Annotated in this window: 25 protein-coding genes; 24 read left to right on the top strand and 1 reads right to left on the bottom strand. The window is 70.7% G+C overall.

Features of this window, described 5'->3' with window-relative positions; all coding sequences use genetic code 11:
• Positions 1 to 108 precede the first annotated feature (108 nt).
• The 8 genes from ACH34R_RS27585 (at position 109) to ACH34R_RS27550 (ending at position 10094) form a co-directional block, all read left to right on the top strand.
• Entirely contained in the window at positions 109 to 1437 is a 1329-nt protein-coding gene (locus tag ACH34R_RS27585; protein ID WP_397564440.1) for an ammonium transporter, read from the top strand.
• Positions 1434 to 1772 carry a P-II family nitrogen regulator gene (locus ACH34R_RS27580; protein ID WP_111165601.1) on the top strand — a complete coding sequence of 113 codons (339 nt, stop codon included), beginning with the start codon at positions 1434 to 1436 and terminating at the stop codon, positions 1770 to 1772. Before ACH34R_RS27585 ends, ACH34R_RS27580 begins: the two co-directional genes overlap by 4 nt.
• Before the next feature lie 421 nt (positions 1773 to 2193).
• Positions 2194 to 4443, top strand: a complete 2250-nt coding sequence (locus ACH34R_RS27575) for a [protein-PII] uridylyltransferase (RefSeq protein WP_397564438.1) — start codon at positions 2194 to 2196, stop codon at positions 4441 to 4443.
• A 129-nt stretch (positions 4444 to 4572) separates the two neighbouring features.
• Positions 4573 to 7926 (top strand): nitrate- and nitrite sensing domain-containing protein, encoded by a 3354-nt coding sequence (locus tag ACH34R_RS27570; RefSeq protein ID WP_397564437.1) that lies wholly within the window; start codon positions 4573 to 4575, stop codon positions 7924 to 7926.
• A gap of 55 nt (positions 7927 to 7981) precedes the next feature.
• Positions 7982 to 8404 carry a roadblock/LC7 domain-containing protein gene (locus ACH34R_RS27565; protein ID WP_397564436.1) on the top strand — a complete coding sequence of 141 codons (423 nt, stop codon included), beginning with the start codon at positions 7982 to 7984 and terminating at the stop codon, positions 8402 to 8404.
• 21 nt (positions 8405 to 8425) lie between these two features.
• Entirely contained in the window at positions 8426 to 8788 is a 363-nt protein-coding gene (locus tag ACH34R_RS27560; RefSeq protein WP_233507127.1) for a DUF742 domain-containing protein, read from the top strand.
• Positions 8769 to 9356 carry a GTP-binding protein gene (locus ACH34R_RS27555; RefSeq protein WP_397564435.1) on the top strand — a complete coding sequence of 196 codons (588 nt, stop codon included), beginning with the start codon at positions 8769 to 8771 and terminating at the stop codon, positions 9354 to 9356. Before ACH34R_RS27560 ends, ACH34R_RS27555 begins: the two co-directional genes overlap by 20 nt.
• A 186-nt stretch (positions 9357 to 9542) precedes the next feature.
• Positions 9543 to 10094, top strand: coding sequence for a GTP-binding protein (locus tag ACH34R_RS27550; protein WP_397564614.1), 552 nt, complete (start codon positions 9543 to 9545; stop codon positions 10092 to 10094).
• Here ACH34R_RS27550 and ACH34R_RS27545 read toward each other — a convergent pair.
• Positions 10082 to 11014 (bottom strand): ABC transporter ATP-binding protein, encoded by a 933-nt coding sequence (locus tag ACH34R_RS27545; RefSeq protein ID WP_397564434.1) that lies wholly within the window; start codon positions 11012 to 11014, stop codon positions 10082 to 10084. The two genes, ACH34R_RS27550 and ACH34R_RS27545, sit on opposite strands and share 13 nt — an antisense overlap.
• A gap of 151 nt (positions 11015 to 11165) precedes the next feature.
• Here ACH34R_RS27545 and ACH34R_RS27540 point away from each other — a divergent pair, with 151 nt between their 5' ends.
• The 16 genes from ACH34R_RS27540 (at position 11166) to lepB (ACH34R_RS27465) (ending at position 26154) form a co-directional block, all read left to right on the top strand.
• A complete protein-coding gene (locus tag ACH34R_RS27540; RefSeq protein ID WP_397564432.1) occupies positions 11166 to 12143 on the top strand; it encodes an ABC transporter substrate-binding protein in 978 nt (325 codons plus the stop codon).
• Entirely contained in the window at positions 12140 to 12907 is a 768-nt protein-coding gene (locus ACH34R_RS27535; RefSeq protein ID WP_397564431.1) for an ABC transporter permease, read from the top strand. Before ACH34R_RS27540 ends, ACH34R_RS27535 begins: the two co-directional genes overlap by 4 nt.
• Entirely contained in the window at positions 12904 to 13710 is an 807-nt protein-coding gene (locus ACH34R_RS27530) for an ABC transporter permease (protein WP_397564430.1), read from the top strand. The genes ACH34R_RS27535 and ACH34R_RS27530 overlap by 4 nt, the downstream gene beginning before the upstream one ends.
• Positions 13711 to 13724: 14 nt before the next feature.
• On the top strand, positions 13725 to 14990 hold the full coding sequence (locus ACH34R_RS27525; protein ID WP_397564429.1) for a flavin-dependent oxidoreductase: 1266 nt from the start codon (positions 13725 to 13727) through the stop codon (positions 14988 to 14990).
• Between the two features lie 354 nt (positions 14991 to 15344).
• Positions 15345 to 18212, top strand: coding sequence for a nitrate- and nitrite sensing domain-containing protein (locus ACH34R_RS27520; RefSeq protein WP_397564428.1), 2868 nt, complete (start codon positions 15345 to 15347; stop codon positions 18210 to 18212).
• 67 nt (positions 18213 to 18279) lie between these two features.
• The gene (locus tag ACH34R_RS27515) at positions 18280 to 18693 is read left to right on the top strand and encodes a roadblock/LC7 domain-containing protein (RefSeq protein ID WP_199536697.1); all 414 of its coding nucleotides are present in this window, start codon (positions 18280 to 18282) and stop codon (positions 18691 to 18693) included.
• Between the two features lie 69 nt (positions 18694 to 18762).
• Complete coding sequence (locus ACH34R_RS27510; protein WP_397564426.1) at positions 18763 to 19188, top strand: DUF742 domain-containing protein; 426 nt, start codon at positions 18763 to 18765, stop codon at positions 19186 to 19188.
• Between the two features lie 13 nt (positions 19189 to 19201).
• Entirely contained in the window at positions 19202 to 19762 is a 561-nt protein-coding gene (locus tag ACH34R_RS27505) for a GTP-binding protein (RefSeq protein ID WP_397564613.1), read from the top strand.
• 145 nt (positions 19763 to 19907) lie between these two features.
• Positions 19908 to 21452, top strand: a complete 1545-nt coding sequence (ffh, locus tag ACH34R_RS27500; RefSeq protein WP_397564425.1) for a signal recognition particle protein — start codon at positions 19908 to 19910, stop codon at positions 21450 to 21452.
• 240 nt (positions 21453 to 21692) lie between these two features.
• Positions 21693 to 22157: a 30S ribosomal protein S16 gene (gene rpsP / locus ACH34R_RS27495; RefSeq protein WP_397564424.1), complete on the top strand. Its 465-nt coding sequence runs from the start codon at positions 21693 to 21695 to the stop codon at positions 22155 to 22157.
• 1 nt (position 22158) lies between these two features.
• Positions 22159 to 22401, top strand: coding sequence for an RNA-binding protein (locus ACH34R_RS27490; RefSeq protein WP_111165585.1), 243 nt, complete (start codon positions 22159 to 22161; stop codon positions 22399 to 22401).
• A 171-nt stretch (positions 22402 to 22572) separates the two neighbouring features.
• The gene (gene rimM / locus ACH34R_RS27485; protein WP_397564423.1) at positions 22573 to 23091 is read left to right on the top strand and encodes a ribosome maturation factor RimM; all 519 of its coding nucleotides are present in this window, start codon (positions 22573 to 22575) and stop codon (positions 23089 to 23091) included.
• A 6-nt stretch (positions 23092 to 23097) separates the two neighbouring features.
• The gene (trmD, locus tag ACH34R_RS27480; RefSeq protein ID WP_397564422.1) at positions 23098 to 23871 is read left to right on the top strand and encodes a tRNA (guanosine(37)-N1)-methyltransferase TrmD; all 774 of its coding nucleotides are present in this window, start codon (positions 23098 to 23100) and stop codon (positions 23869 to 23871) included.
• Between the two features lie 228 nt (positions 23872 to 24099).
• Positions 24100 to 24465 (top strand): 50S ribosomal protein L19, encoded by a 366-nt coding sequence (gene rplS, locus ACH34R_RS27475; protein WP_397564421.1) that lies wholly within the window; start codon positions 24100 to 24102, stop codon positions 24463 to 24465.
• Positions 24466 to 24688: 223 nt separating this feature from the next.
• Positions 24689 to 25567 carry a signal peptidase I gene (gene lepB / locus ACH34R_RS27470; RefSeq protein ID WP_397564420.1) on the top strand — a complete coding sequence of 293 codons (879 nt, stop codon included), beginning with the start codon at positions 24689 to 24691 and terminating at the stop codon, positions 25565 to 25567.
• On the top strand, positions 25564 to 26154 hold the full coding sequence (lepB, locus tag ACH34R_RS27465) for a signal peptidase I (protein WP_397564419.1): 591 nt from the start codon (positions 25564 to 25566) through the stop codon (positions 26152 to 26154). Before lepB (ACH34R_RS27470) ends, lepB (ACH34R_RS27465) begins: the two co-directional genes overlap by 4 nt.
• The last annotated feature ends 37 nt before the right edge of the window (positions 26155 to 26191 follow it).

The following is a 26191-nucleotide window of genomic DNA, read 5'->3' as shown; positions in this document are numbered from 1 at the left end:
GATGGCTCACTGAACCCGTGGTGCGCGGCCGATCGGCGAAGCCCTGGAGGCGGCCACCGCGGGGGGGAACCACCGGTACCCGCCGATCGGAAGGAGGGTCGCGTCGAAATGGAGATCGACAGCGGCTCGACCGCCTGGATGCTCGCGAGCACCGCACTCGTCCTGCTCATGACGCCCGGCCTCGCGTTCTTCTATGGGGGCATGACCAGGGCCAAGAGCGTGCTCAACATGATGATGATGTCCTGGGTGAGCATCATCGTGGTGACCGTGGCCTGGGTGCTGTACGGGCACTCGCTGGCCTTCGACGCCGTGGGCGACGGCACCGGCCCGCTCCACAAGATCATCGGTGGCCTCGACCACCTCGGGCTGTCCGGGCTCGTCGACACGGCCACCAAGACCGACGGCACCGGGATGCCCAGCCTGGTGTTCTCCGCCTTCCAGATGACGTTCGCGGTCATCACCGTCGCGCTGATCAGCGGCGCGCTCGCCGACCGGGCCAGGTTCGGAGCGTGGGTGGTGTTCGCGCTGGCGTGGGTGAGCGTCGTCTACTTCCCGGTCGCGCACTGGGTGTGGGGTGGCGGCTGGCTGAGCGGACTCGGCGTCGAGGACTTCGCCGGCGGCACCGTCGTCCACATCAACGCGGGGGCCGCGGCGCTGGCCGTGGTCCTGGTACTCGGCAAACGGGCCGGATGGCGCAAGGATCCGATGCGCCCGCACAACCTCACGCTGGTGCTGCTCGGCGCGGGGCTGTTGTGGTTCGGCTGGTTCGGCTTCAACGCCGGCTCGGAGCTGGCGGTGGACGGCACGGCGGGGCTGGCGTTCATGAACACCCAGGTCGCCGCCGCCGTCGCGGCCGGTTCGTGGCTCCTGGTCGAAAAGCTTCGCGATGGGCACTCCAGCACGCTCGGCGTCGCCTCCGGTGCGGTGTCCGGACTTGTCGCGATCACTCCCGCGTGCGGGTTCGTCGATCCATGGGCGGCCTTCCTGATCGGCGCGCTCGCGGGCGCGGTCTGCTCGTACGCGGTGAGCTGGAAGTACCGGCTCGGCTTCGACGACTCGCTCGACGTGGTGGGCGTCCACCTGGTCGGCGGCGTGATCGGCGCCGTCGCGCTGGGCTTCGTGGCCGCCTACCCGGTCGCGGGGACCGCCCAGAACCAGGGGCTGTTCTACGGCGGGCCGCTCTCCCAACTCGGCGTCCAGATCCTCGGCCCGGTCGCGGTCGGCCTGTACTCCTTCGCCGTCTCCTGGGGCCTGGCCAAGGCCGTGGACCGCTTCATGGGCCTGCGGGTACCGCACGACGACGAGGTCACCGGCATCGACATCACCACACACGCCGAGACCGGCTACGACCTCGGCACCGTACACGCCGCCGGGGTCTCCGCGGCCGTCCGCCCGGCCGTACCGGCCGGGCAGAGCACCAGGAAGGTGGGCACATGAGACTCATCACCGCCGTCATCAAGCCGTTCAAGCTCGACGACGTCAAGGCCGCGCTCGAAGCGCACGGTGTCACCGGGATGACGGTGGGCGAGGCCAGCGGGTACGGCAGGCAGCGCGGTCACACCGAGGTCTACCGCGGCGCGGAGTACCAGGTGGACCTGGTCCCCAAGATCCGCCTGGAGGTGCTGACCGAGGAGGACGACGCCGACGAGGTGATCGAGGTCATCGTCAAGGCGGCCCGCACCGGCAAGATCGGCGACGGCAAGGTCTGGTCCGTCCCGGTCGACACCGCCGTCCGCGTCCGCACCGGCGAACGCGGCCCCGAAGCCCTCTAACACGCGCGCGCGACCGCCACCACGCACCCGAAGAAACCCACGAGGGCACGCCAGTGCCCTGCGCTGAGGAGTGAAGGGGCCCGTGTGGGCGCGCCGGTGCTCTGGTCTGAGGAGTGAAGGAGCCTGTGAGGGTGCGCCGGTGCTCTGGTCTGAGGAGTGAAGGAGCGAGGGACGAGCGGATGAGCGGCGAGGGAAGTGCGCCGGTTGTCGGCGTCCGGGCCGCGAGGCGACGCGTCAGCGTCGCGAGCGACGTGGTTTGTCCTGGGATGCGCTCACCATGAGCACGCATGGGACCGGGCGCGGTCGTGTCCGGAGCGACGAGCGATCGAGTGAGGGACGAACGAGGGAGCGAGGAGCGGAGGACGCGACCTTGAAGGCGCCCGGGCCCCGCGCGAGCGGAGCGAGTCGCATAGGAACTCGCATGGAAACACAGTCCTTTGTGGCTGAGCGCAGGCAGCGGGTGGCCTCTGTGGATCGGTGGCTGGATGGGCTGTTGCGGGCCGCGTGTGCCGGGCCGTATGCGTGGGAGCGTGGCACGGGCCAGCAGGGGGTGGCGCTGGTCGCGGTGGGCAGCCTGGGCAGGGGCGAACTCGCACCGGGCAGCGACCTGGACCTTGTGCTCGTCCACGACGACAGGGACGACATCGCCGGGATCGCCGACCGCCTGTGGTACCCCGTCTGGGACAGCGGCGTCGCCCTGGACCACTCGGTGCGCACCCCGGAGGAGGCCGTCAACGTCGCCAGGGACGACCTCAAGGCGGTGCTCGGGCTCATCCAGGCCAGGCACGTCGCCGGTGACGCCGACCTGACCCGGTCGGTACGGGAGGCGGTGCTCGCCGAGTGGCGGGCCGGTTCGGCGCGGCGGCTGGCCGAACTGCGCGAGGCGGCCGAACTGCGTGCACGCACCTCCGGTGAGCTGGCCTTCCTCCTCGAACCGGACCTGCGCGACGCGCGCGGCGGCCTGCGCGACGTCCAGGCGATGCGGGCGGTGGCCGCGGCCTGGGTCGCCGGGGGGCCGGGGCCGCGCGTCCGCGAGGCGTACGAACTGCTGCTGGACGTACGCCACGGCCTGCACCTGGTGACCGGCCGGGGCGCCGACCGGCTGGTGTTCCAGGAACAGGACGCGGTGGCCGGGGCGCTCGGCCTGCTGGACGCCGAGACGCTGATGCGCCGGGTGGCCGAGGCCGGCCGTACCGTGGCACACGCGCTGGACGGCACCTGGCGCGCGGTGGACCGGCCGGTCTCCCGGCCCGGCCAGCAGGGGCGCAGGCCGCTGGCCGACGGTGTCGTGGAGCACAGCGGCGAGGTCGCGCTGGCCCGCGGCGCGGACCCGGCGAGGGACCCGGCGCTGGTACTGCGCGCCGCTGCCGCCGCCGCGGAGGCCGGGCTGCCGCTCGCGCCGGCCACGGTCACCGCCCTGGCCGGTCGTTCCGCACCGATGCCGGTGCCCTGGCCCGACGCGGCGCGCGACGCGCTGGTCGCGCTGCTCGGCGCGGGCCGCGCCGCGGTGCCCGTCTGGGAGGACCTCGACCAGGCCGGGCTGGTGGTACGGCTGCTGCCCGACTGGGAGCGGGTCCGCCACCGCCCGCAGCGCAACCCGATCCACCGCTTCACCGTGGACCGCCACCTGATCGAGACGGCCGCCGGGGCCGCGGCGCTCACCCGCGAGGTGTCCCGCCCCGACCTGCTGCTGATCGCCGCGCTGCTGCACGACGTCGGCAAGGGCTGGCCCGGCGACCACTCGGTCACCGGCGAGATCGTGGCCAGGGACATCGGCGCGCACATCGGCCTGCCGCCCGCCGACGTGGACGTGCTGGCGGCCGTGGTCCGCCACCATCTGCTGCTGCCCGAGACCGCGACCCGCAGGGACCTCGCCGACCCGGTGACGATCGGCCGGGTGGCCGAGGCGGTCGGCACCCGCGAGGTGCTGGACCTGCTGGCCGCGCTGGCGGTCGCGGACGGCCGGGCGACGGGTCCGGCGGCCTGGAACGGCTGGAAGGCAACGCTGGTGTCGGACCTGGTGCGCCGGGTGCGTTCGGTGCTCGCGGGCGCACCGCCGCCGCCTGCTCCGGTGCTGCGCCCGGAGCAGGCGGCGCTCGCCCGCCATGGCGGGGGCGCGGTGCGCGTTCACGGCGGGGCGGTGACCGTGGCCGCGCCGGATCGCCCCGGGCTGCTCTGGCGCGCCGCGGGCGTGCTGGCCGCGCACCGGCTGGTGGTCCGCTCGGCCACGGCGGCGTCGGCGGGAGCGACGGCGGTGATCGAGTTCTCGGTGGTCCCGGAGTACGGCTCGCCGCCCGATCCCGCCACGATCGAGTCCGACCTGCGGCTGGTGCTCGCCGGGCGGCTCGACATCGAGCGGCGGCTCGCTCGCCGGGCACGTGCGGCGCGTCCCGCGCGGGTGCCCGCGGCTCCGCCGAGGGTGACGCTTCTGGACGACGCCTCAGCGACCGCTACGGTGGTAGAAGTCCGGGTTCATGATCGTCCGGGGCTATTGTGGCGAATTGGGCGGGCATTCGGGGAATGCGGTCTTGACGTCAGGGCCGCGTGCGTGGAGACTCTCGGCGCAGAGGCAGTGGACGTCTTCTATGTCGTCGACAGTGCCGGACGCCTGCTCGCTGATGAAGATCGACGCAGCCAGGTTCGCTACCATGTGCTCGCTGCGCTACGGTAATGCGGCAGTGCTCAGCATTCTGTCACCTTTGTAACGATTAAACCGGGTTTGCCGGTCTTTCCAATATGTCTCGCGACCTTGTGGTCTGATATGGCTGGTTTGGTTGCGACGGTTGGGGGTAGCGAGAGCGTGGCGACGGGTACTAACGAGGCCGACCGTACCGCCAGGGACGATCGTGGGCGGCCCTCATTCGCGAAGCGCGTCTTCGCCCTGCGCAACTGGCGGGTGCGTACCCGCATGGCCGCGCTGATCCTGGTTCCGACCACCGTCGCGGTCTTCCTGTCCGGTGCTCGTGTGGTCGCCTCGATCGAGAGCATCACCGTCCACGATCGCGCCGCCACGGCGGCCGAGGCCGCCGGCCGGATCCGGGCCCTCACCGAAGCCCTCGGAGAGGAACGCGACTTCGCCACCTGGTGGTCCTTCACCGTCGAGGTCAACCCCCGCCTCAACACCAACCGCCGCCAGCAGCAGCGCATCATGTACGACGGCAGCCGCGTGACCGCGAACAGCCTGCACGAGCTGTACGAGAAGCGCCAGGACAAGGTGAACGTCCTGCTCGCGGGCGTCACCAAGGACTTCGCGATCATCGACGCCTCCTACGGCGCCCTCGCCCCCGAAGCGGTACGCCAGGCCCAGCAGCAGATCGCCGCGCTGCCCGCCTACCGCAAGAAGGAAAAGGACCGGGTCATCCAGTCCGCCCCCTACACCGCGCTCAACACCGCGCTGCTGCGCGTCCACGACGAGCTCGCCACCGTCAGCCGGGACCCCGAGACGGTCAGTAACTTCCGTGGCCTGAGCGCCCTCGCGCACGCCAAGGAGGAGGCGTCCAAGCAGCGCGACCGGCTGCTGATCGGCTCCTTCGACCCCAAGCTGGTCAGCTCCCAGGAGATGGAGGACTTCATCGCCTCCCGGGACCAGCAGGGCAAGTACCTCGCGGAGTTCGCCACCGAGGCCGGCGCCGCCTTCGCGCAGCTCCTCTACCGGACCATCGCCGACGAGCGCCGCACCAACGCCGAGATCACCAAGTCGCAGGCCATCAAGATCCAGAGCACCGGCGGGACGCTGGCCCGGGGCGCGCTGCTCGAGCCCTACAAGCGAGGCGAGTGGTTCGAGCAGGGCGCGGCCACCATCGAGCTGATCGGCAAGGTCGAAAAGCAGGTCGCCGACGGCGTGATCACCCGCAACCGGGAACTCGCCGACATCGAGCAGCGCAACGCGGCCATCGCCGGCGCCTCGATCCTCGCCCTCCTGGTCCTGGTCCTGGTCCTGACCGTGTTCATCGCCCGCTCGATGACCTCGCCGCTGCGCCGGCTGCGCACCGAGGCCCTGGAGATCGCCGGTTTCCGCCTCCCCAACGTCGTCCGCGAGATGCGGCTCAGCGGCGACGCCACGCCGCCGCCCGTCCAGCCCATCTCGGTCGACTCCCGAGACGAGATCGGGGAGGTGGCCACCTCGTTCGACGAGGTCCACCGCCAGGCCGTACGCCTCGCCGCCGAGGAGGCCGAGCTGCGCGGCAACATCAGCGCCATGTTCGTCAACCTCTCCCGGCGCACCCAGACGCTGGTGGAGCGGCAGATCTCGCTGATCGACGGCCTGGAGAAGGGCGAGGAGGACGCCAAGCGGCTGGGCGACCTGTTCTCGCTGGACCACCTCGCCACCCGCATGCGCCGCAACAGTGAGAACCTGCTGGTCCTCGCCGGCCACGAACCGACCCGCAGGCGCAGCCAGCCCGCCAAGCTGGTGGACGTGGTCCGCGCCTCCCTGTCGGAGGTCGAGGACTACGAGCGCGTCCAGGTCAAGGTGCACCGGGCCATCTCCGTGGTCGGCAGCGCCGCCAACGACCTCGTCCACCTGGTGGCCGAGCTGGTGGAGAACGCCATCCAGTTCTCACCGCGAAACACCCAGGTCACCGTGTCGAGCAGTCTCATCGAGGGCGGCGGGGCGCTGCTGTCGGTGATCGACTCCGGCATCGGCATGACCGAGGAGGAGATCGCCGAGGCCAACCGCCGGCTGGCCGAGCCGCCGGTCGTGGACGTGTCGGTGTCCCGGCGAATGGGTCTTTTCGTCGTTGGCCGTCTGGCGCTGCGCCACGGCATCCGCGCCCAGCTCCGCCTGGCCGAGGGCAACGGCCTGATCGCGATGGTGCTGATCCCGCCCGCGCTGATCGCCGACTCCGGCGCCACGCCGGCCACCCCGGCCGGCTGGCCGGCGGCCACGAACGGGATGGGCACCGGTCCGCAGAGCTTCGGGCCCTTCCAGCCGGGCGGCACGGGCTCCGCCTCGGGCACCCTGTTCGGCGCGGACACCCTGGCCCGCCGCGACTCGGCGGGCGTGGCCAAGAACGAGTTCGGCAGCATGCCCGGCGGGGACGACGGCTTCGGCAGGCAGCCGGGAGACCGCACCTTCGAGGCGCCGTCCCGGCCGCCCGCGGGCGGCGAGTGGAACTTCGGCCAGACCACGGCCGACTCCCCGGGCGGCGGTCAGAGCCGGCCGGACGCCGATCCGTTCGGCGGGCACAGCGACCCGTTCGGCAGGGGAGGCGCGTCGGGCGGCTTCCCGACCCACGAGTTCACCGGTGGCGACTCGCGCCCCCAGCCCGGCCCGTTCGGCCGGACCGGCTCGCCCACCGACACCGGCGCCTTCGGCAGGCCGTCCATCGACGCCGATCCCTTCGGCCGTACCGGCGGCGACTCCGGCGCGTTCCGCGCCTCGCCCGGTGACAGCGGCGCGTTCACCCGCTCGCCGGGGGACAGCGGGGCCTTCACGCGGCCGGAGCGTCAGGAGCCGCCGGCCGGCGCGCCCCGGTCCGATCCGTTCGCGCCCGCCGTACCGTCGAACGACGCCCGCACCGGCACGTCGTCCGCGTCCTCGACATCGTCCTATTCCTGGACTCCCCAAGACGACGACCCATCGACCGCGGCGATGCCCGCCGTCGACGTCTCCGCCCTGGATTCGGGGGAGGAGTACCTGCCGATCTTCGCCTCGGTGGAGTCCGCCTGGTTCCGCAAGCCGGACGCCGCGCCGGAGGAGATCGCCGCCGAGACGGCGGCGGAGCAGGCCGAACGGGCCAGGCGCGAGGAACAGGACCGCCTCGCGGAGTGGGAGTCGGCCAGGGCGGCCGTGGACACGCCGCCGGAGCCGGTGCAGAAGCCGGCCGCCAAGCCCGCCCAGAAGCAGGGGCAGGACGTCTGGCAGACCGCCGCCGACGAGGGCTGGCGGGCCGCCGCCGCGGCGGCCGAGCCCTCCCTGGGCGGCATCACCGCCGCCGGGCTGCCCAAGCGCACGCCCAAGGCGAACCTCGTGCCGGGTAGGGTGTCCGCCGCCGCGCAGACGCCCGTCGCCGCGCCCACGCCCATGCCCCCCGTCTCGGCTGAGCGGGTCCGCACCCGGATGGCGAGCCTGCAACAGGGCGTGCGCCGAGGGCGCGCGGAAGTTCGTGACGAGTCCGGTCCCAACAGATCGGACAAGAAGGAGGGCCAGTGAGTGAGCGATACGACCATGAGGGCGTCTCGGTCACACGGCCGGCGAAGGAGGAGGCGTGACCACGCTGAGCCACGACGCTCGTAGGTTCGACTGGCTGATCACCGAGTTCGTCCGCGGCACACCCGGTGTCGCGCACGCGGTCGTCGTGTCGGCCGACGGGCTGTGCCTGGCGAACTCCGAGGGTTTCCCCGCGGACCGGGCCGACCAGCTCGCCGCCGTGGCGGCCGGGCTGCTCAGCCTGACCGTGGGCGCCTCGCGGGTGTTCGAGGGTGGCGCGGTGACGCAGACGGTGGTCGAGATGGAGCGCGGCCTGTTGCTGGTCATGGCGATCAGCGACGGCTCCGTGCTCGCGGTGCTCGCCGCCCCCGACTGCGACATGGGCCTTGTGGCGTACCAGATGACCCTGCTGGTGGATCGTGCGGGGCAGGTCCTGACCCCGGCGCTGCGCGCCGAACTCCAGACTTCCAGGACGCGATGATCATGATGAATGGAGAGGGCTGTGCGCGGCGCTGACGGAACCGGGGACGACGAGCCCCTGTTCCGTCCTTACGCGATGACCGGTGGTCGCGTCGAGCCGCGCTACCACCTGGCGATGGAAACGCTGGTCTCCTCCTACGCCATGCCGGACAGCGACCTCGCGCTGCTCACCCCCGAACAGGAGAGCATCGTCGTACTGTGTCGCTCGGTCCGGTCCGTGGCCGAGATATCCGCGCTCCTGCGAGTCCCGCTGGGCGTGGCGCGGGTGCTGGTGGCCGACATGGCCGATGAGAACCTGGTCCGTCTCCACCAGCCGCGTCTCAACGAGGGTCAGCCAGATCTGCACATGCTGGAAAGGGTGCTCAGTGGACTACGCAGGCTCTAGCGGCGGCGGTCTAACCTCCACGAAGATCGTTGTCGCGGGCGGGTTCGGCGTCGGCAAGACCACCTTCGTCGGAGCGGTTTCGGAGATCCTGCCGCTCACGACCGAGGCCGTGATGACGGACGCCAGCACGGGCATCGACGACCTGGCGCTCACGCCCACCAAGTCGACGACCACCGTGGCGATGGACTTCGGCCGGGTATCGCTGGACCGGGACCTGATCCTCTACCTGTTCGGGACCCCCGGCCAGCACCGTTTCTGGTTCATGTGGGACGACCTGGTGCGCGGCGCGATCGGCGCCGTCGTGCTGATCGACACCCGCAGGCTCGCCGACGGCTTCCCGGCGATCGACTACTTCGAGGAGGCGGGGCTTCCCTTCATCGTCGGAGTGAACGGCTGGGAGGGGCAGTTCCCGCACGTCGAGGACGACGTGCGCGAGGCGCTCGCACTGGCTCCGCACATTCCGATCGTCCGCTGCGACGCGCGGTCGAGGGATTCGGTCAAGTCGACTCTGATCACCTTGGTGGAGTACGTCGTGCAGGTCCGCGCGTCGTACGGCGCACAGGTGTGACGGCCGATCACCCCCGGAGATGTCCAACCACCTCATAATGTCGTTCACCAGGGAGTAACGTGCCATCAAGGAGCTGTGCCGCGCACTCCGTTCGGTGGCGGAGGCATGAGGCCGGCAAGCCGGGGGTCGGCTTGCTGGAAAGGGTGTTAAGTGGACATCGCAGGCTCTAGCCGGAGTGGTGGCGGCCTGACCTCGACGAAGATCGTCGTCGCGGGCGGGTTCGGCGTGGGCAAGACCACCTTCGTGGGCGCGGTCTCGGAGATCCTGCCGCTGACCACGGAAGCGGTGATGACCGACGCCAGCACGGGCATCGACGACCTCGGGCTGACCCCCGAGAAGACGACGACCACCGTGGCGATGGACTTCGGCCGGGTGACGCTGGACCGGGACCTGATCCTCTACCTGTTCGGGACCCCCGGCCAGCACCGTTTCTGGTTCATGTGGGACGACCTGGTGCGCGGCGCGATCGGTGCCGTCGTGCTGATCGACACCCGCAGGCTCGCGGACAGCTTCCCGGCGGTCGACTACTTCGAAGAGGCCCGCCTGCCGTTCGTGGTGGGCCTGAACGGCTTCAACGGGGCCTATCCGCACGGTGAGGAGGAGGTGCGGGAGGCGCTGACGCTGGCCCCGCACATCCCCATCGTGCGCACCGACGCGCGTGACCGGCAGTCGGTGAAGAACACCCTGATCACGCTGGTGGAACACGCGCTCACGATGCGCGCCGCCTACGGCGTCTGAGGGCCGGCCGAGACCCGCCGGCCCTGCCCCGCTGGCTCGGGCGGGGCGGACCGGCCGCGTACCAACCGGCCCGCCTCGGCGCGCAGCCGTACGAACTCCGGGTGCTCGCGGGTGGCGATCTGCTCCCGCGGCCCAGGCAACTCCACCCGCAGGTCGGCGACCACCGTGCCGGGCGACTTCGACAGCACCACGACCCGGTCGCCCACGTAGACGCTCTCGTCGATGTCGTGGGTGATCAGCAGGATCGTCATGCCGTGCGCCCGGCGGACGGCCAGGACCAGGTCCTCCAGGTCTTCACGGGTCTGCGCGTCCACCGACCCGAACGGCTCGTCCATCAGCATCAGCGCCGGCCGGTAGGCGATGGCCCTGGCGATCGCGGCGCGCTGCTGCATCCCGCCGGAAAGCTCCCACGGGTATTTCCCGCCGACCCCTGCCAGGCCGACCTGCTCCAGGGCGGCCAGCGCCACCCGCCGCCGCTCGGCGCGTTTCACGCTCCTGCGGCGAAGTGGCAGCGAAACGTTTTCGGCCACTGTCATCCAGGGGAAAAGAGATCGGCTGTAATCCTGGAAGACCACGGCCAGATTGTCAGGTGTGCGGTCGACCTGAACCCCTTGGATCAGTACGCGCCCGGCGGTGGGCCGGATCAGTCCGGCGATGGAACGCAACAATGTCGACTTTCCGCATCCGGATGGTCCCACGATGCACACCAGTTCGCCGGCCGCGACACTCAGATCGATCGATTGCACGGCCGTGTGCGCGCCACGGGCACCACGATAGGTGTGGGTCAGTTCGGCGATCTCTAACAAATCCGAATCCTCACGCCGTTTCGTCACCGGGCATGATCTGTCCCTTGCGAGAGACCAGCGCACTCTAGCGGAGGGGTCGGCCGGGCGGCTATACCCTGTCCGATTCGCTGCCATATGTCATTGAATGTGGCTATTGGCGGGAGGCGAGAGAGCATTTTGATATCGGAGTGATAAAACGCGCTGTTAGTGAAAATTGTGCGCTACGATCCACTCCGTTCCCCCCCAGAGTTTGTATTTCGGCGCGCCAGCGCAGTCCGGAGGATCCATGAAACTCCGCACATCCCTCACCGTTCTCATCGCGTTCGCACTCACCGCCGCATGCAGTAGCGGAGGCGGTGACACATCCGCGCGCCCGGCGTCCGGCTCCGGCCTTGAGAAGACCGAGATAACGGTCGGCACGATGCCGGTCGTGGACGTCGCGCCGCTGCAACTCGCGGTGCGCGACGGGTTGTTCGGCCAGGAGGGCCTACAGGTGAAGCTTCAGCCCCTCGCGGGAGGCGCGGAGGCCATTCCGAAGCTGAAGAGCGGCGCGCTGGACGTCAGTTTCGGCAACTACGTCTCCTTCTTCAGCGCCTCGGCCAAGAACGTGCTCGACCTGAAGGTCGTCGCCGACGGCTTCCAGAGCGCGCCCAAGACGCACGTCATCATGGTGCCGAAGGACAGCCCGATCGCCTCGCCCGCCGACCTCGCCGGCAAGACCATCGCGGTCAACACGCGCAGGAACGTCGGCACCATGCTGGTCAGGGTCGCCGCCGACGCGCACGGCGTGAAACTCGACGAGGACGACAACTTCGTGGAGTTCCCCTTCCCGGAGATGGAGGCGGTGCTCAAGGGGAAGAAGGTGGACGCCGCGCTGGTGGTCGAGCCGTTCGGCACGCTGCTCAGCCAGTCCATCGGGGCCAAGATGATCTGGGACACCGCCCAGGGCCCCACCGCCGACTTCCCGATCGCCGGCTACGCCACCACCAGCGGTTTCGCCAAGGAGAACCCGAAGACCCTCGCCGCCTTCCAGCGGGCCATGGTCAAGGCCCAGGCCGCCGCGGCCGACCGCGCCAAGGTGGTGGAGATCATCCCGACGTATACCAAGATCCAGCCCGGGGTGGCGGGCAGCCTGGCCATCGGCGGGTTCCCCACCTCGCTGAACGCGACCCGGTTGCAGCGGGTGGCCGACAGCATGCGTGAGTACGGCCTGCTCGCCGAGGACCTGAACGTCTCGGACCTGCTCTTCTCCGCGTCCCGGTGAACACCGGGGGTGTCGTCCGCGGCGCGATCGGCGCCCTGGTATCGGCCGCGGCGGCCGAGGTGCTGACCCGGACCGGCGTCCTGGGGCTGGCGCCCTTCAGCGAGGTCGTCGTGCGGTTCTTCGCCCTCGCCGCCGACGGCGGGTTCCTGCTGAACGCGGCCGACACCGTGGCCGCCTGGGCGGCGGGCCTGGCCCTCGCGACGGTGGCCGCGGTGCTGACCGGGGTGCTGCTCGGCTCGGTGTCCTTCCTGAACACCGCCGCGGGCGTGGTGGTGGAGTTCCTGCGGCCGATCCCCTCGGTGGCGCTGATCCCGCTGGCCATCCTGTTGTTCGGCGCGGAGACCCAGATGAAGATCGCGCTGATCTGCTACGCGGCGGCCTGGCCGATCCTGCTCAACACGATCTACGCGCTGCGGGACGTGGACCCGCTGGCCAAGGAGGCGCTGCGCAGCTTCGGGTTCGGGCGGCTCGCCGTGCTGTGGCGGGTCTCCCTGCCGAGCGCGGCGCCGTTCGTGGCCACCGGGGTGCGCGTCTCGGCCGCGATCGGGCTGGTCGTGGTCATCGGCGCGGAACTGTACGGCGGCGGCGAGCGGGGCATCGGCGTCGTGCTGATCCAGGCGCGCAGCGGCGGCGGCTCCGATGAGGTGATGCTCGCCGTGGCGCTGTGGGCGGGCGTCTTCGGGCTGGCGGTGAACACCCTGCTGCAACGCCTCTCGCGGACGGCGTTCCGGTGGCATGCCGTACGCACGGGGGACCTGCGGTGAGGGGCCGAGTGGTCGGGGCCGTGACGTGGACGGCGGGCAGGCTGTGGTTCGCGGTCCTGCTGGTGTGGCTCTGGGAACGGGTCACCAGCCAGGTCGGGGAGGCGTACTTCCCGCCGCCGTCGGAGATCGTCGCCACCGGGCGCGAACTTTGGTTCTCCGGCCCGGCGGACCGCTTCTTCCTGACCGAGGAGGCCGTCGAGGACTTCGGACCGAGCCTGCTCAACCTGTTCGCGGGGTGGCTGCTGACCGGCCTGGCCGGTGTCGCCCTCGGGGTGGCGCTGGGCCTGTCGCGCGCGTTCGCCGGGTACGTCGAGCCCATCGTGCATTTCGGCCGGGCGATCCCGCCGCCCACGCTGATCTCGGTGTTCCTGAGCGTGTTCGCGCTCGGCACGTCGATGCAGGTGGCGACCATCGTGTTCGGCGTCATCTGGCCGGTGGTGCTGAACACCATGGACGGCGTGCGCACGGTGGACCGGCTGCACCTGGACAGCGCCGAGGTCTTCGGCGTGCGCGGGCTGCGCCGGTTGCGCAGGATCGTGCTGCCCGCCGCCGCCCCCAAGATCATCGCCGGTCTGCGGATCAGCATCGGCCTCGCGCTGATCCTCATGGTGCTGTCGGAGATGTTCGGCAGCAAGCACGGGATCGGCGCGCACCTGGTGGACAGCCAGCGCGACTTCGAGCCGGCCGCGATGTGGGCGGGCATCGTGTTCGTCGGCGTGCTCGGCTACCTGCTCAACGCCGCCTTCACACTCGTCGAACGCCGCGGGCCGCGCCGGCACCACCTGGCCCGCGCGGCCACCTGAGGAGGGAGTGACCGATGCGTGTCCTGATCATCGGCGCCGGGATCGGCGGGCTCGCCACCGCGCTCAGCCTGCACGCCGCCGGCGTGGACTGCGTCATCGCGGAGTCGGTGGCGGAGTTGCGCCCGCTCGGCGTCGGCATCAACCTGCAGCCGCACGCCGTGCGCGAGCTGACCGAACTGGGGCTGGGCGAGGCGCTGGCCGAGATCGGGGTGCCCACCAGCTACCTGTCCTACACCGACAGGTACGGCGGGGAGATCCTGTCCCTGCCGCGCGGGCGCGGGGCCGGTTACCACTGGCCGCAGTACTCGATCCACCGGGGCGAACTCCAGATGCTGATGCTGGGGGCGGTGCGCGAGCGCCTCGGCCCGGACGGCGTGCGGACCGGGCTGGTCTTCGAGGACTACGTTCAGGACGCGGCCCGGGTCACCGCGCGGCTGCGCGAGGCGTGTTCCGGCCGCCTGATGGAGGAGGACGCGGACCTGCTGGTCGGCGCGGACGGCGTCAACTCCACGGTCAGGGCCCGGCTGCACCCTTCGGAGGGCCCGCTGCTGTGGAACGGGATCCGGATGTGGCGCGGGACGGCGTCCGGCCGGGAGGAGTTCCTGGACGGCATGACGCTGCTGGTCGCCGGGTCCAACCGGGCGGCGAAGATCGTCGCCTACCCGATCTCGGCGCGGGAGCGGGCGCGCGGCAGGGCGCTGGTCAACTGGGTGGCCGAGGTCAAGGTCGGCGAGCCGGGCCCGGCCCCGGCCGCCGACTGGTCCAGGGTGGGATGCCTGCACGACGTTCTGGCCCACTACGAGGATTGGCGGTTGCCCTATTTGGACGTGCCGGAATTGATTCGGGCCAGTGACCGAATACTGGAGCACCCCATGGCGGACAGGGATCCGCTGCCCTTCTGGAGCGAGGGCCGGGTGACCCTCCTGGGCGACGCGGCCCACCCGATGTACCCCGTCGGGTCGAACGGCGGATCGCAGGCCGTACTGGACGCGCGGGTGCTCGCCCGGGCGGTGGCGCTGCGCGCGCCCGACGTGCCCGCGGCCCTCGCCGACTACGAGGATCAGCGGCGGGAGGCCACCGCCAGGCTGGTCCTCGCCCACCGGGAACTGCCGATGGAGGAGACGATCGGCAAGGTGCTCGAGCGTGCGCCGCACGGCTTCGCCGATATCGCGGACGTGCTCACCCCCGCCGAGCTGGCGGATATGGCGGCCGTCCAGAAGCGGATCACGGATATGGACGTCCGGGCGCTCAACGAGCGTCCTTCATGGAGCGTCCCTTAGTTTCGGACAGGTTGTAAACGTAGTTTAAGTAGGCGTGATTCGGTTGCTCACAATTGCGATTGAAATGAAAATTGGTGCCTTTGAGGCATTGGCCCAGTGTGACCACTTGTGCTCAAATGAACCCTCGCCCCACGTACACAGTGACCCCCACAGTGACCCCCCACGAGCTCGGCGCCTCCTGGTTCTCGCCGCCACGCGTCCGAGGAGAGGTTTCGCACGCTGATGACTGCAACACCCCCCACGGGCCGCGACCGCGGCCCGGGTGCCTTACCCGCGCCCGTAGGTCCGCATCCGGGCGCGCAGGGGACGTATCCGGACAAGGCGGGCGGCGATCGCGGCAACTGGGAGGCCCCTTTGGCGGCCACCACGACGCAGGGGGAGCGGGGCGGGAGACGAGGCCACCGCGCGGGCGGTGAACCGGGCGGCGAGTCAGGCCGGGCCTCCAAGGGCGCCCTGCCCTCCGCCGCCTCCCACGCGACGCCCGGCGGCAGGTGGCCGTCCGTGCGCAACTGGCGGGTGCGGTCCCGGCTGATCGTGCTCGTGCTCATCCCGACGATGGCGGGAGTCGTGCTCGGCGGGTTCCGCATCGCCGACTCCGTGGCCGAGGCGGAGGAGTACGAGCGGGCGCGCGCGCTCGCGTCGTTCGCCATCACGCTCGGCGACCTCGCCCACGAGCTGGAACTGGAACGCGACCTCGCGGCCCGGTTCGTCGCGGCCGGGCGGCGGGCCGAGGACCTGGAGAGCCTGCGGGTCCAGGAACAGCAGACCGTCGATGACCTGCGCCGCGAGGTGAGCCGCGGGCTCGACGCCGCGCTCGCCGGCAGCGGCTCCCCGCGGGTGGCCGGCGAGATCACCCAGATTCGCACCCGGCTGAAACAACTCGACGGTGTGCGGGCGTCCGTGGTACAGACCGAAGTGGGCGCCGAGCCGGTGCTCTACCGTTACAACGGGATCGTGGACGACCTGCTGGCCGTACACGACGAGATCGGCCAGGGGCTGTCCGGCGGCGAGACGCTGGCCAACGGGGTCACCGCGTTCCAGGCGCTGGCCGAGGCCAAGGAGCACGCCTCCAGCGAACGTGCCCTGCTGTCGGTGGCCATCGCCTCCGGCGGCTTCAGCGCGACCCTGGTGGACGAGCTGGCCGCCGCCCGCGCCGAGCGGGAGAGCGCGCTCGCCACGTTCAAGTCCGAGGCGACGCTCGCCCAGCGCCAGTTCTACGACGACACCGTCACCGGCCAGAAGGTGGACCGGGCGGAGTACATGCGGCTGCGGGCCGTCATCGCGGCCACCGGCGGCCCCGTCTCCCGGTCCGCTGAGCGCCCGGTCCCCCCGGTGCCGCTCGCCGCCCACGAACTCGACCGCTGGTTCGACGCCGCGAGCGACACCATCGAGCGGATGCGCGTCGTGGAACGCCGCGTGGGCGCCTGGATCGTGACGACCAGCCTCGAACTCCGCGACCGCGAACGCCGCGGCGCGGTGTCCGTCACCGTCGCGGTGGCCCTGCTGCTGCTCATGGTCCTCGGCATCACCGCCGTCATGGCGCGCTCGCTGGCCGGCCCGCTGCGCCGGTTGCGCGACGCCGCGCTGGAGGTCGCCGGACGCCGCCTGCCCGAGACGGTCAACGCCCTGCGCGAGGGCGGCGAGACGGCCGCGTCCGAGGCCCTCCAGCCGATCGGCGTGACCACCCGCGACGAGATCGGCGAGGTCGCGCGGGCGTTCGACGAGGTGCACCGCGAGGCCGTACGGCTGGCCGGGCAGGAGGCCACCCTGCGCAACAACGTCAACGCGATGTTCGTCAACCTGTCCAGACGCTCCCAGACCCTCGTCGAACGGCAGCTCACCCTCATCGAGTCCCTGGAACAGGGCGAACAGGACGAGGGCCGGCTGGGCAACCTGTTCCGGCTCGACCACCTGGCCACCCGCATGCGGCGCAACAGCGAGAACCTGCTGGTGCTCGCCGGGCAGGAGCCCGCCCGCAGGTGGAGCCGGCCCGTGCCGCTGATCGACGTGGCCCGCGCCGCGCTGTCGGAGATCGAGAACTACGAGAGGGTCGCCCTGCGCATCCCGACCGGCCCCGCCGTGGTCGGCTCCGGTGTCAACGACCTCGTCCACCTGATCGCCGAGCTGGTGGAGAACGCCATCTCCTTCTCGCCGAGCGAGACGGCGGTGACCGTGTCCACCAACCGGATCGACGGCGGCGGCATGATGATCGCGGTCAGCGACGTCGGGATCGGGATGACCGCGGCGGAGCTGTCCCAGGCGAACTGGCGGCTGGCCAACCCGCCGGTGGTGGACGTGTCGGTGTCGCGGCGGATGGGCCTGTTCGTGGTCGGGCGGCTGGCGTTGCGGCACGGGATCAGGGTCCAGCTCCGCCAGCAGGAGACCGGCGGGCTCACCGCCATGGTCCTGGTGCCGGACACGCTGCTGGCCGAATCCGAACCGTGGAACGGGGTGTCGCGGGCGGCGCACGAACGGCAGGCGGCGCTCGCGCCGGGCGGCGTGTTCGGTGGTCCCGCGCCCGCTCCCATGTTCACACCTCAGGCGCCCGCGCCCCGCGAGGACATGTGGAGCGACAGACCGCGCGGCGGGGACTCCGGCGCCTGGGACGTGCACGTCCCCCCAGAACCCCCCGTTCTCCATGATTCGGCCGCGGAGGCGACCGGCCCCATCGACCGGATCACCGGCGGTGCGCAGGACCGGGCGCTCGCCGAGACCGTGGCGCGGGCCAACGGCTCCGGCATCCACCGCGACCCTGACGACTACCTGCCGATCTTCGCGGCGGTCGAGTCCGACTGGTTCCGCGCGGCGAGCCCGCGGGAGGAGTCCGGCCGGCCGGGCGAGGACGCCCCGCCGCCGGACCCCCGCCAATGGACTTCTCCCGCCGACCCCGGCTACAAGGCCGCCGCGCAGGTCGCCGGCGGGCCCGCGCTCGGCGGCATCACCCACGCCGGACTGCCCAAGCGCGTGCCCAAGGCCAATCTGCTGCCCGGCGCGGTCGCCGCCCGGTCCCAGGGCGTGCCGGTGCCCGCCGCGCTGCCCGCGCCCGTGCCCCCCAGGCCCCCCGTGTCGCCGGAGGCCGTGCGCGACCGCCTGGCGGGCTTCCAGCAGGGCGTACGGCAGGCCCGTGCCGCCGCGCGCGGCGAACCGGCCGTCGAACCGGCCGGGGAACCGGCCCCCACCGACTTCACCTGGAATATCGAACACAGCAAGGAGGACTCGTGATCAAGCGGGTTCATATGCATGGCGCGAGCGCCCGGGCGCACGCGATCGAGGAGGGGCAGTGCGAGAACTGAGCCAGGCGGCACGCGGTATCAACTGGCTGATCACGGACTTCGTGCACAACGTGCCGGGGGTGGCGCACACCGTCGTGGTGTCGTCCGACGGTCTGCCGCTGGCCTTCTCGGAGGGCTTCCCCAGAGACCGGGCCGACCAGCTCGCCGCCGTGGCGGCCGGGCTGATCAGCCTGACCCAGGGCGCCTCCCGGGTCTTCGAGGGCGGGGCGGTCACGCAGACGGTGGTGGAGATGCAGCGCGGGCTGCTCCTGATCATGTCGATCAGCGACGGGTCCTGCCTGGCGGTGCTGGCGGCGCCCGACTGCGACATGGGTCTGGTGGCCTATCAGATGACGCTTCTCGTGGAGCGGGCCGGGCAGGTGCTCACGCCCGCCGTACGCGCGGAGCTCCAGGCCGCCCATCCACGGTGATGGGCGGGACCCTAGGAGGTCGCCGTGACAGGACATGGCTTTCATGATGGCCGTCCGCTAGGGGGCGGAATGCCACACAACCCCCTGTACGACCCCGTGGACGATCCCCACCGGAACACCGGTGGGGCGCATCACCTCACGCCGCCTCCGGCCGGGGAGCAGAGTTCCCTGGTCCGGCCGTACGCCGTGACGGGCGGGCGCACCGCCCCCCGTACGCAGCTCGCAGTGGAGGCGCTGGTCTCCTCGCTGACCTCCCTGCAGCACGATCTGACCCACCGGACCCCCGAGTACCAGGCGATCAGTGCGCTGTGCCGGCAGGTGCGGTCGGTCGCCGAGATCTCCGCGCTGCTGCGTATCCCGCTCGGCGTCACCAGGATCCTCGTCGCCGACATGGCGGCCGAGGGGCTGGTCCAGGTGCACCAGACGACCTTGGAGGCGGGCAAGCCGGATCGCAATCTGTTGGAAAGGGTGCTCAGTGGACTTCGCAGACTCTAATCGGAATGGCGGCCTGACCTCGACGAAAATCGTCGTGGCGGGCGGTTTCGGCGTTGGGAAGACGACTTTCGTCGGGGCGGTTTCAGAGATCCTGCCGCTGACCACGGAAGCGATGATGACGAACGCGAGCGCGGCCATCGACGACACGGCCCTTACGCCGCTCAAGACGACGACCACCGTGGCGATGGACTTCGGCCGGGTGTCGCTGGACCGGGATTTGATCCTTTACCTGTTCGGGACACCCGGTCAGCACCGTTTCTGGTTCATGTGGGACGACCTGGTGCGCGGCGCGATCGGCGCGGTGGTGCTGATCGACACCCGCAGGCTTGCCGACAGTTTTCCCGCCGTGGACTATTTCGAGGAGGCCAATCTGCCGTTCATCGTGGCGGTCAACGGCTTCGACGGCCACTACTCCCACACCGAGGAGGAACTGCGCGAGGCGCTGACCCTGGCCCCGCAGATCCCCATCGTCCAGACCGACGCGCGGGTGCGCGAGTCGGTCAAATCAACATTGATCACTTTGGTGGAGCACGCGCTGACGATTCGCATGGCCGTACCCGGTGGGGGACGCTGAACGCCCGTCAGAGGTTAGGCTGGGAGGCTGAGTCGCCCGGGAACGTGTGGAGCACGCTGTGCGAGACGCTCCCAGGCGGCGCACGACTCCGTTGCACGACCGCACGACCTGACGCAGGACCTGACGCGCAGAGGCTGGCCATCACGTGTTCGAGACGCTTTCCGACCGCCTGACATCGGTCTTTTCCTCCCTTCGTGCCAAGGGACGGCTCTCCGACGCCGACATCGACGCGACCTGCCGCGAGATCCGCATCGCGTTGCTGGAGGCCGACGTCGCCTTGCCCGTGGTACGGGCCTTCGTCGCCCATGTCAAGGAGCGGGCGCGGGGATCCGAGGTCTCCCAGGCGCTCAATCCGGCCCAGCAGGTCGTGAAGATCGTCAACGACGAGCTGGTCGAGATCCTGGGCGGCGAGACGCGGCGGCTGCGCCTGGCCAAGACCCCGCCGACGATCATCATGCTGGCGGGCCTCCAGGGCGCGGGCAAGACCACGCTGGCCGGCAAGCTGGCCCGCTGGCTGCGCGAGCAGGGCCACGCGCCCATGCTGGTGGCCGCCGACCTGCAGCGGCCCAACGCCGTCCAGCAGCTCGCCGTCGTGGGCGAGCGCGCCGAGGTGGCGGTCTTCGCCCCCGAGCCGGGCAACGGCGTGGGCGATCCGGTCGACGTGGCCCGCCGGTCCATCGACCACGCCAAGCGGCAGCAGCACGACGTCGTCATCATCGACACCGCGGGCCGCCTGGGCATCGACCAGGAGCTGATGCGGCAGGCGGCCGACATCCGCGACGCCGTCCAGCCCGACGAGATCCTGTTCGTGGTGGACGCCATGATCGGCCAGGACGCCGTCACGACGGCGCAGGCGTTCATGGAGGGCGTCGGCTTCGACGGCGTCGTGCTCACCAAGCTCGACGGCGACGCCAGGGGCGGCGCGGCCCTTTCGGTGCGGCACATCACCGGCAAGCCGATCATGTTCGCCTCCACCGGGGAGAAGCTGGGCGACTTCGACGCCTTCCACCCCGACCGGATGGCCTCGCGGATCCTCGACATGGGCGACGTGCTCACCCTCATCGAGCAGGCCCAGAAGACGTTCGACGAAGAGCAGGCCAAGAAGATGGCCGGCAAGCTCACCTCGGGCGACGGCTTCACCCTCGACGACTTCCTTGAGCAGATGGCGATGGTCCAGAAGATGGGCCCGATCAAGAATCTGCTCGGCATGATGCCCGGCATGGGGCAGATGCGCGACCAGCTCAACCAGATCGACGACCGTGATCTGGACCGCATCGCCGCCATCATCCGCTCCATGACCCCCGGCGAGCGCGCCGAACCCAAGATCATCAACGGCTCCCGCCGGGCGCGCATCGCCCGCGGGTCCGGTGTGAGCGTCACCGAGGTGAGCAGCCTCGTGACCCGCTTCTTCGACGCCCAGAAGATGATGAAGCGGATGGCGGGCGGCCTGGGCATTCCAGGCATGCCCGGCGGCGGAGGCGGGCGCAAGTCCGCCAAGGCCGCCAAGAAGGGCAAGAAGGGGCGCAGGGTCAGCGGTGACCCGCGCAAGGCGGCGCTGGGCAGGAAGCCCGGTGGGGGCGACATCCCGGCACAGCAGTTGCCGCCGGGCCTGGGCGGCAAGCTGCCCCCCGGTCTGGAGCTGCCGCCCGGTTTCGACCCCTCCAAGCTCAAGCTGCCCGGCCAGAACTGAACCAAATGACGGTGCTGAATCGGTGCCGTCGGCGGCCGATTCGGGCCAATCAGGTCACGATCGTCGTGTGAGTGCGCCGCATGCCGTTCGATCTGGCACAATGGCATGTTGGAACAACACGGCCACGCGGGTGCCCTCTCATCCTCGCCGGCCGTCTGTCCCTCGGACGGACTTCCCGTCGTGCCCCACTCGATGAGACGCCGTTCACCCACGCTCGAATGTCCAGGAGAGACCACACCCGTGGCAGTCAAGATCAAGCTCAAGCGGCTCGGGATGATCCGCAACGCGCAGTACCGCATCGTCGTCGCCGACAGCCGCACCAAGCGGGACGGCCGGGCGATCGAGGAGATCGGTCTGTACCACCCGAAGGAGAACCCTTCGCGTATCGAGGTCAAGTCCGAGCGCGCTCAGTACTGGCTGGGCGTCGGCGCGCAGCCGACCGAGCCCGTGCTCAAGCTGCTCAAGCTCACCGGCGACTGGCAGAAGTTCAAGGGTGAGCCCGCCCCGCCGCCGCTGAAGGTGGCCGAGCCCAAGCCGGACCGCCACGCCATCTACGAGGCCGCGGCCAAGGAGGCGCTGTCCGGTGACACCGGCGGTGCCGCCACCACGCAGCGCAAGTCCAGGAAGTCGCAGAAGGCCGAGGAGCCCACTGCCGAAGCCGCCCCCGCCGCTGCGGCCGAGGAGTCCTCGGAAGGCGGGGCCTGAGGTGCTTGAAGAGGCCCTTGAACACCTGGTCAAGGGCATCGTCGAGCATCCTGACGAGGTCCGTGTCCGCGGCCGGCGCATTCGCACCGGGCGCGTGCTGGAGGTCCGGGTTCACCCAGACGACCTCGGCAAGGTCATCGGCCGTGGCGGGCGCACCGCCAAGGCGCTGCGCACTGTCGTGAACGCGCTGGCCGACGGCAAGTTCGTCCGCGTCGACCTGCTCGACCTGAGCGAAGCCCGCTGACCTCGCGAGCCTTTCCGGCCGGCCCACGTTCCATCGTGTCGTGGGCCGGCCGTGTTCCGGCTTCGCCGGGGCGCTTTTCACATTCCTCGGGTAGCGAGGCACCGTGCAGGTGGGGTACCGCTTCCGTTCTTCGCCGGGCGCGCGGACATGCGCCCATGGAGGTCAGTTCTCGTGCAGCTCGTCGTGGGACGCATCGGCCGGCCGCACGGCGTGCGGGGCGAGGTCAGCGTGGACGTGCGGACCGACGACCCGGCGCTGCGGTTCGTCCCGGGCGCGTCCCTCGCCACCGATCCGGCGTCCGCGGGGCCGTTGGTCATCGAGCAGGTCCGCCCGCACTCGGGGTTCTTGCTGGTGCGGTTCGCCGGCGTGCACGACCGCGACGCCGCGGGGGAGCTGCGGGGCGTACTGCTGCTCGTGGAGTCCGACGACTCCCCGCCGCTCGACGACCCTGACGAGTTCTACGACCACCAGCTCATCGGCCTGTCGGTGGCCGCGCCGGGCGCCGAGCCTGTCGGCCGGGTCACCGACGTGCTGCACCATGGCCAGGACCTGCTGGTCGTACGGCGCACCGACGGGCGCGAGGTCTACGTGCCGTTCGTACGCGCTCTGGTGCCGGAGATCGACCTGGAGGCCGGGCTGCTCGTCGTGGACGCGCCCCCCGGCCTGCTCGACCCGGACGAGTCCGTCTGAGACCCCATGCGCATCGACATCATCTCCATCTTCCCCGAGTACTTCGCGCCGCTCGACGTCTCGCTGATCGGCAAGGCCCGCGAACGCGGCATTCTGGACATCACCCTCCACCAGCTCCGCGACTGGACCCACGACGTGCACCGCACCGTGGACGACAGCCCCTACGGCGGCGGTCCCGGAATGGTGATGAAACCCGAACCCTGGGGTGAGGCCCTGGACGCCGTCGCGGCGCGTTCCCCCTCGGCTCCGCCGCGCCTGGTGGTCCCCACGCCGAGCGGCCGGCCCTTCACCCAGGAACTCGCGCTGGAACTCGCCGCCGAGCCGTGGCTGGTGTTCGCCTGCGGGCGCTACGAGGGCATCGACGCCCGCGTGATCGACGAGTACGCCGCAAGGACCCGGGTGGACGAGGTCGGCATCGGCGACTACGTCCTGGCCGGGGGTGAGGTGGCCGTGCTGGTGATGGTGGAGGCGATCGGGCGGCTGCTGCCCGGGGTGCTCGGCAACGAGCTGTCGGCCGCCGACGACTCCTTCGCGCCGGGCGCGATGCGCAACCTGCTCGAAGGGCCGGTCTACACCAAGCCCCCGGAGTGGCGGGGCCGGCGGGTGCCGGAGATCCTGCTGTCCGGCCACCACGGGAAGGTCGCCAGGTGGCGGCGGGACGAGGCGCTGCGCCGTACCGTCCGCAACCGGCCGGACCTGGTGACGCGGCTGGACCCGGACACGCTCGACAAGCGCGACCGGGAGGTCCTTTCCGAGTCCGGCGAGGAGCCGCGGCCCTGACGGGCGCCGTCTCCGCATAGGCCGATTTCGATGTGGCGCGAAGATGTGGCAGACTGAATCGCTGTCGCCGACTGTCCATCGGTCGGTGAGCCGTGGCCGGGCTCGCCAAGCCGGCCTCATCGACACCGCACGTCAAACCAGTCAGCTCGCGTGTCCGCCGCGACGCCGCGCCTCACCGCGCGGCCGGACGGACCTCCGCGGGCTCGCGTCTATGTAGGGACCGTAGCCATGCACACGCAGATCCAGGAGCTTGAGAAAGCCTCGATGCGCACCGACGTCCCGGACTTCCGCCCGGGCGACACTCTGGAGGTGCACGTCCGCGTCGTCGAGGGCAACCGGTCCCGCATCCAGGTCTTCAAGGGCTTCGTGCTGCGCCGCCAGGGCGGTGGCGCGCGGGAGACCTTCACCGTCCGCAAGGTCAGCTACAGCGTCGGCGTGGAGCGCACCTTCCCGGTGCACAGCCCGATCATCGAGAAGATCCAGCTCGTGACCCGTGGCGACGTCCGCCGCGCCAAGCTCTACTACATGCGCGACCTGCGCGGTAAGGCGGCCCGCATCCGCGAGAAGCGTGAGGCGGCCCCCTCCGGCAAGTGACCGCCGCGCAGTGACCCCGCGCCGCCGGTCGTCCGATTGGCCCGTGCCCCGGTGGGCGCGGGCCATTCGGTTTCGCAAAGCCGGAGACATTCCCAGGTCCCGGGACGTAAAGGGGTAAACGTGTCCGTGAACGGCTGTGACGCCCGTGCGGAAGGCGACGCGCGGGTTTTCCGAGGCGGTCTGCCCACCCTCTGGCACCGCGCATCATCTAGGCTCGTCACCAATGGCTAACGAGGACCCGGGGTCTGGCGCGGCCGCGCACACCCCCGCCGAGGACGAGGTGCACGTGGTCGCGGAAGACACCGAGAAGGCCGCAAAACGCGGCAAGGAGAAAAAGGGTTCGTTCTGGCGCGAACTGCCCGTCCTGGTAGTTGTGGCGCTCGTCTTGGCATTCATCATCAAGACGTTCGTTATTCAGGCGTTCTACATCCCGTCGGAGTCGATGGAGAACACCCTGCTCACCAATGACCGGGTCCTCGTCAACAAGCTCGTCTACCACACCCGCGACATCGAGCGCGGCGACGTCGTGGTGTTCTCGGGGGTCGACTCCTGGGACGGCGAGGTGCAGTTCGAGGAGCCGTCCAACCCGGTCTCGGCCTTCTTCCGCTGGATCGGTACCGCCTTCGGCATGGTGCCCGGCGAGAAGGACTACATCAAGCGCGTCATCGGCGTCCCCGGTGACAAGGTGAAGTGCTGCGACTCCAAGGGCCGGATCACGGTCAACGGCACGCCCATCGAAGAGGACGGTTACCTCTATCCGGGCGATGTGCCCTCGCAGAAGTACTTCGAGGTCACCGTCGAGCCCGGCAGGCTGTGGGTGATGGGCGACCACCGTTCGGTGTCCCTCGACTCGCGTTCGCACATGGGCGACCCCGGCGGCGGTACGATCCCCGCCGACCACGTCGTCGGCCGCGCCTTCGTCATCGTCTGGCCGTTCTCCCGCGCCGCGACCCTGCCCATCCCGGAGACCTTCGCCCAGCCCGCGCTGCACGCTGCCGCCGCGGTCGGCGGCGCCACCCCGCTGGTGCTCGGCTTCGCCGGAGCGGTGCCCCTGGTCCTGGTGCGCCGCCGCCTGCTGCGAAGGCGCCCCGGCAGCCGATGACCGTGACCAAGGACGAGAAGAAGCGGCCGAAGGGCGAGCGGGCCGGCAAGAAGCGCGGGACCCTGCGCGAGACGGTCGGCCTGATCGCCATCGGCGTGGTCATCGCGCTGCTGCTGCAGGCGTTCGTGATCGGGCAGTTCTGGATCCCCTCCGAGTCGATGCAGAACACCCTTCAGATCGGCGACCGGGTCATCGTCAACAAACTGCACGGTTCGGCCGACCGCGGCGACATCATCGTGTTCCGCGGCTGGGACGGCAGCGACACGATCAAGCGGGTGATCGCGGTGGGCGGCGACACCGTCGAGTGCTGCGACGCCAAGCGCCGCATCTCGGTCAACGGGGTGCCGCTGGACGAGACCTACATCCACCCCGACGACTACCCCTCCAAGCGGAAGTTCAAGACCAAGCTGGCGGCGGGCAAGCTGTGGGTGATGGGCGACCACCGTACGGCGTCGTCGGACTCGCGCGAGGAGTACAACGGCCCGGTCGACGAGGACGACGTGATCGGCCGCGCCTTCGCGATCGTGTGGCCGTTCTCCCGGGCGACCATTCTGTCGCGGCCCGAGACTTTCGCACGGGTCCGATAGCTTTCGGTGATCCAGTGCGCGTAACCTCGATGCTGTC

The organism is Spongiactinospora sp. 9N601, from assembly GCF_044326295.1.
Lineage (GTDB): Bacteria > Actinomycetota > Actinomycetes > Streptosporangiales > Streptosporangiaceae > Spongiactinospora > Spongiactinospora gelatinilytica.
The sequence above is the reverse complement of the archived record's forward strand: the minus strand, read 5'-3'. Positions and strand labels throughout refer to the sequence as shown.

Coding starts and splice junctions, on each gene's coding strand:
- trmD (WP_397564422.1), top strand. CDS start 23,098: ATGCGCATCGACATCATCTCCATCTTCCCCGAGTACTTCGCGCCGCTC.
- ACH34R_RS27575 (WP_397564438.1), top strand. CDS start 2,194: ATGGAAACACAGTCCTTTGTGGCTGAGCGCAGGCAGCGGGTGGCCTCT.
- ACH34R_RS27580 (WP_111165601.1), top strand. CDS start 1,434: ATGAGACTCATCACCGCCGTCATCAAGCCGTTCAAGCTCGACGACGTC.
- lepB (WP_397564420.1), top strand. CDS start 24,689: ATGGCTAACGAGGACCCGGGGTCTGGCGCGGCCGCGCACACCCCCGCC.
- lepB (WP_397564419.1), top strand. CDS start 25,564: ATGACCGTGACCAAGGACGAGAAGAAGCGGCCGAAGGGCGAGCGGGCC.
- ACH34R_RS27510 (WP_397564426.1), top strand. CDS start 18,763: ATGCCACACAACCCCCTGTACGACCCCGTGGACGATCCCCACCGGAAC.
- ACH34R_RS27540 (WP_397564432.1), top strand. CDS start 11,166: ATGAAACTCCGCACATCCCTCACCGTTCTCATCGCGTTCGCACTCACC.
- ACH34R_RS27545 (WP_397564434.1), bottom strand. CDS start 11,014: ATGGCAGCGAATCGGACAGGGTATAGCCGCCCGGCCGACCCCTCCGCT.
- rplS (WP_397564421.1), top strand. CDS start 24,100: ATGCACACGCAGATCCAGGAGCTTGAGAAAGCCTCGATGCGCACCGAC.
- ACH34R_RS27525 (WP_397564429.1), top strand. CDS start 13,725: ATGCGTGTCCTGATCATCGGCGCCGGGATCGGCGGGCTCGCCACCGCG.
- ACH34R_RS27585 (WP_397564440.1), top strand. CDS start 109: ATGGAGATCGACAGCGGCTCGACCGCCTGGATGCTCGCGAGCACCGCA.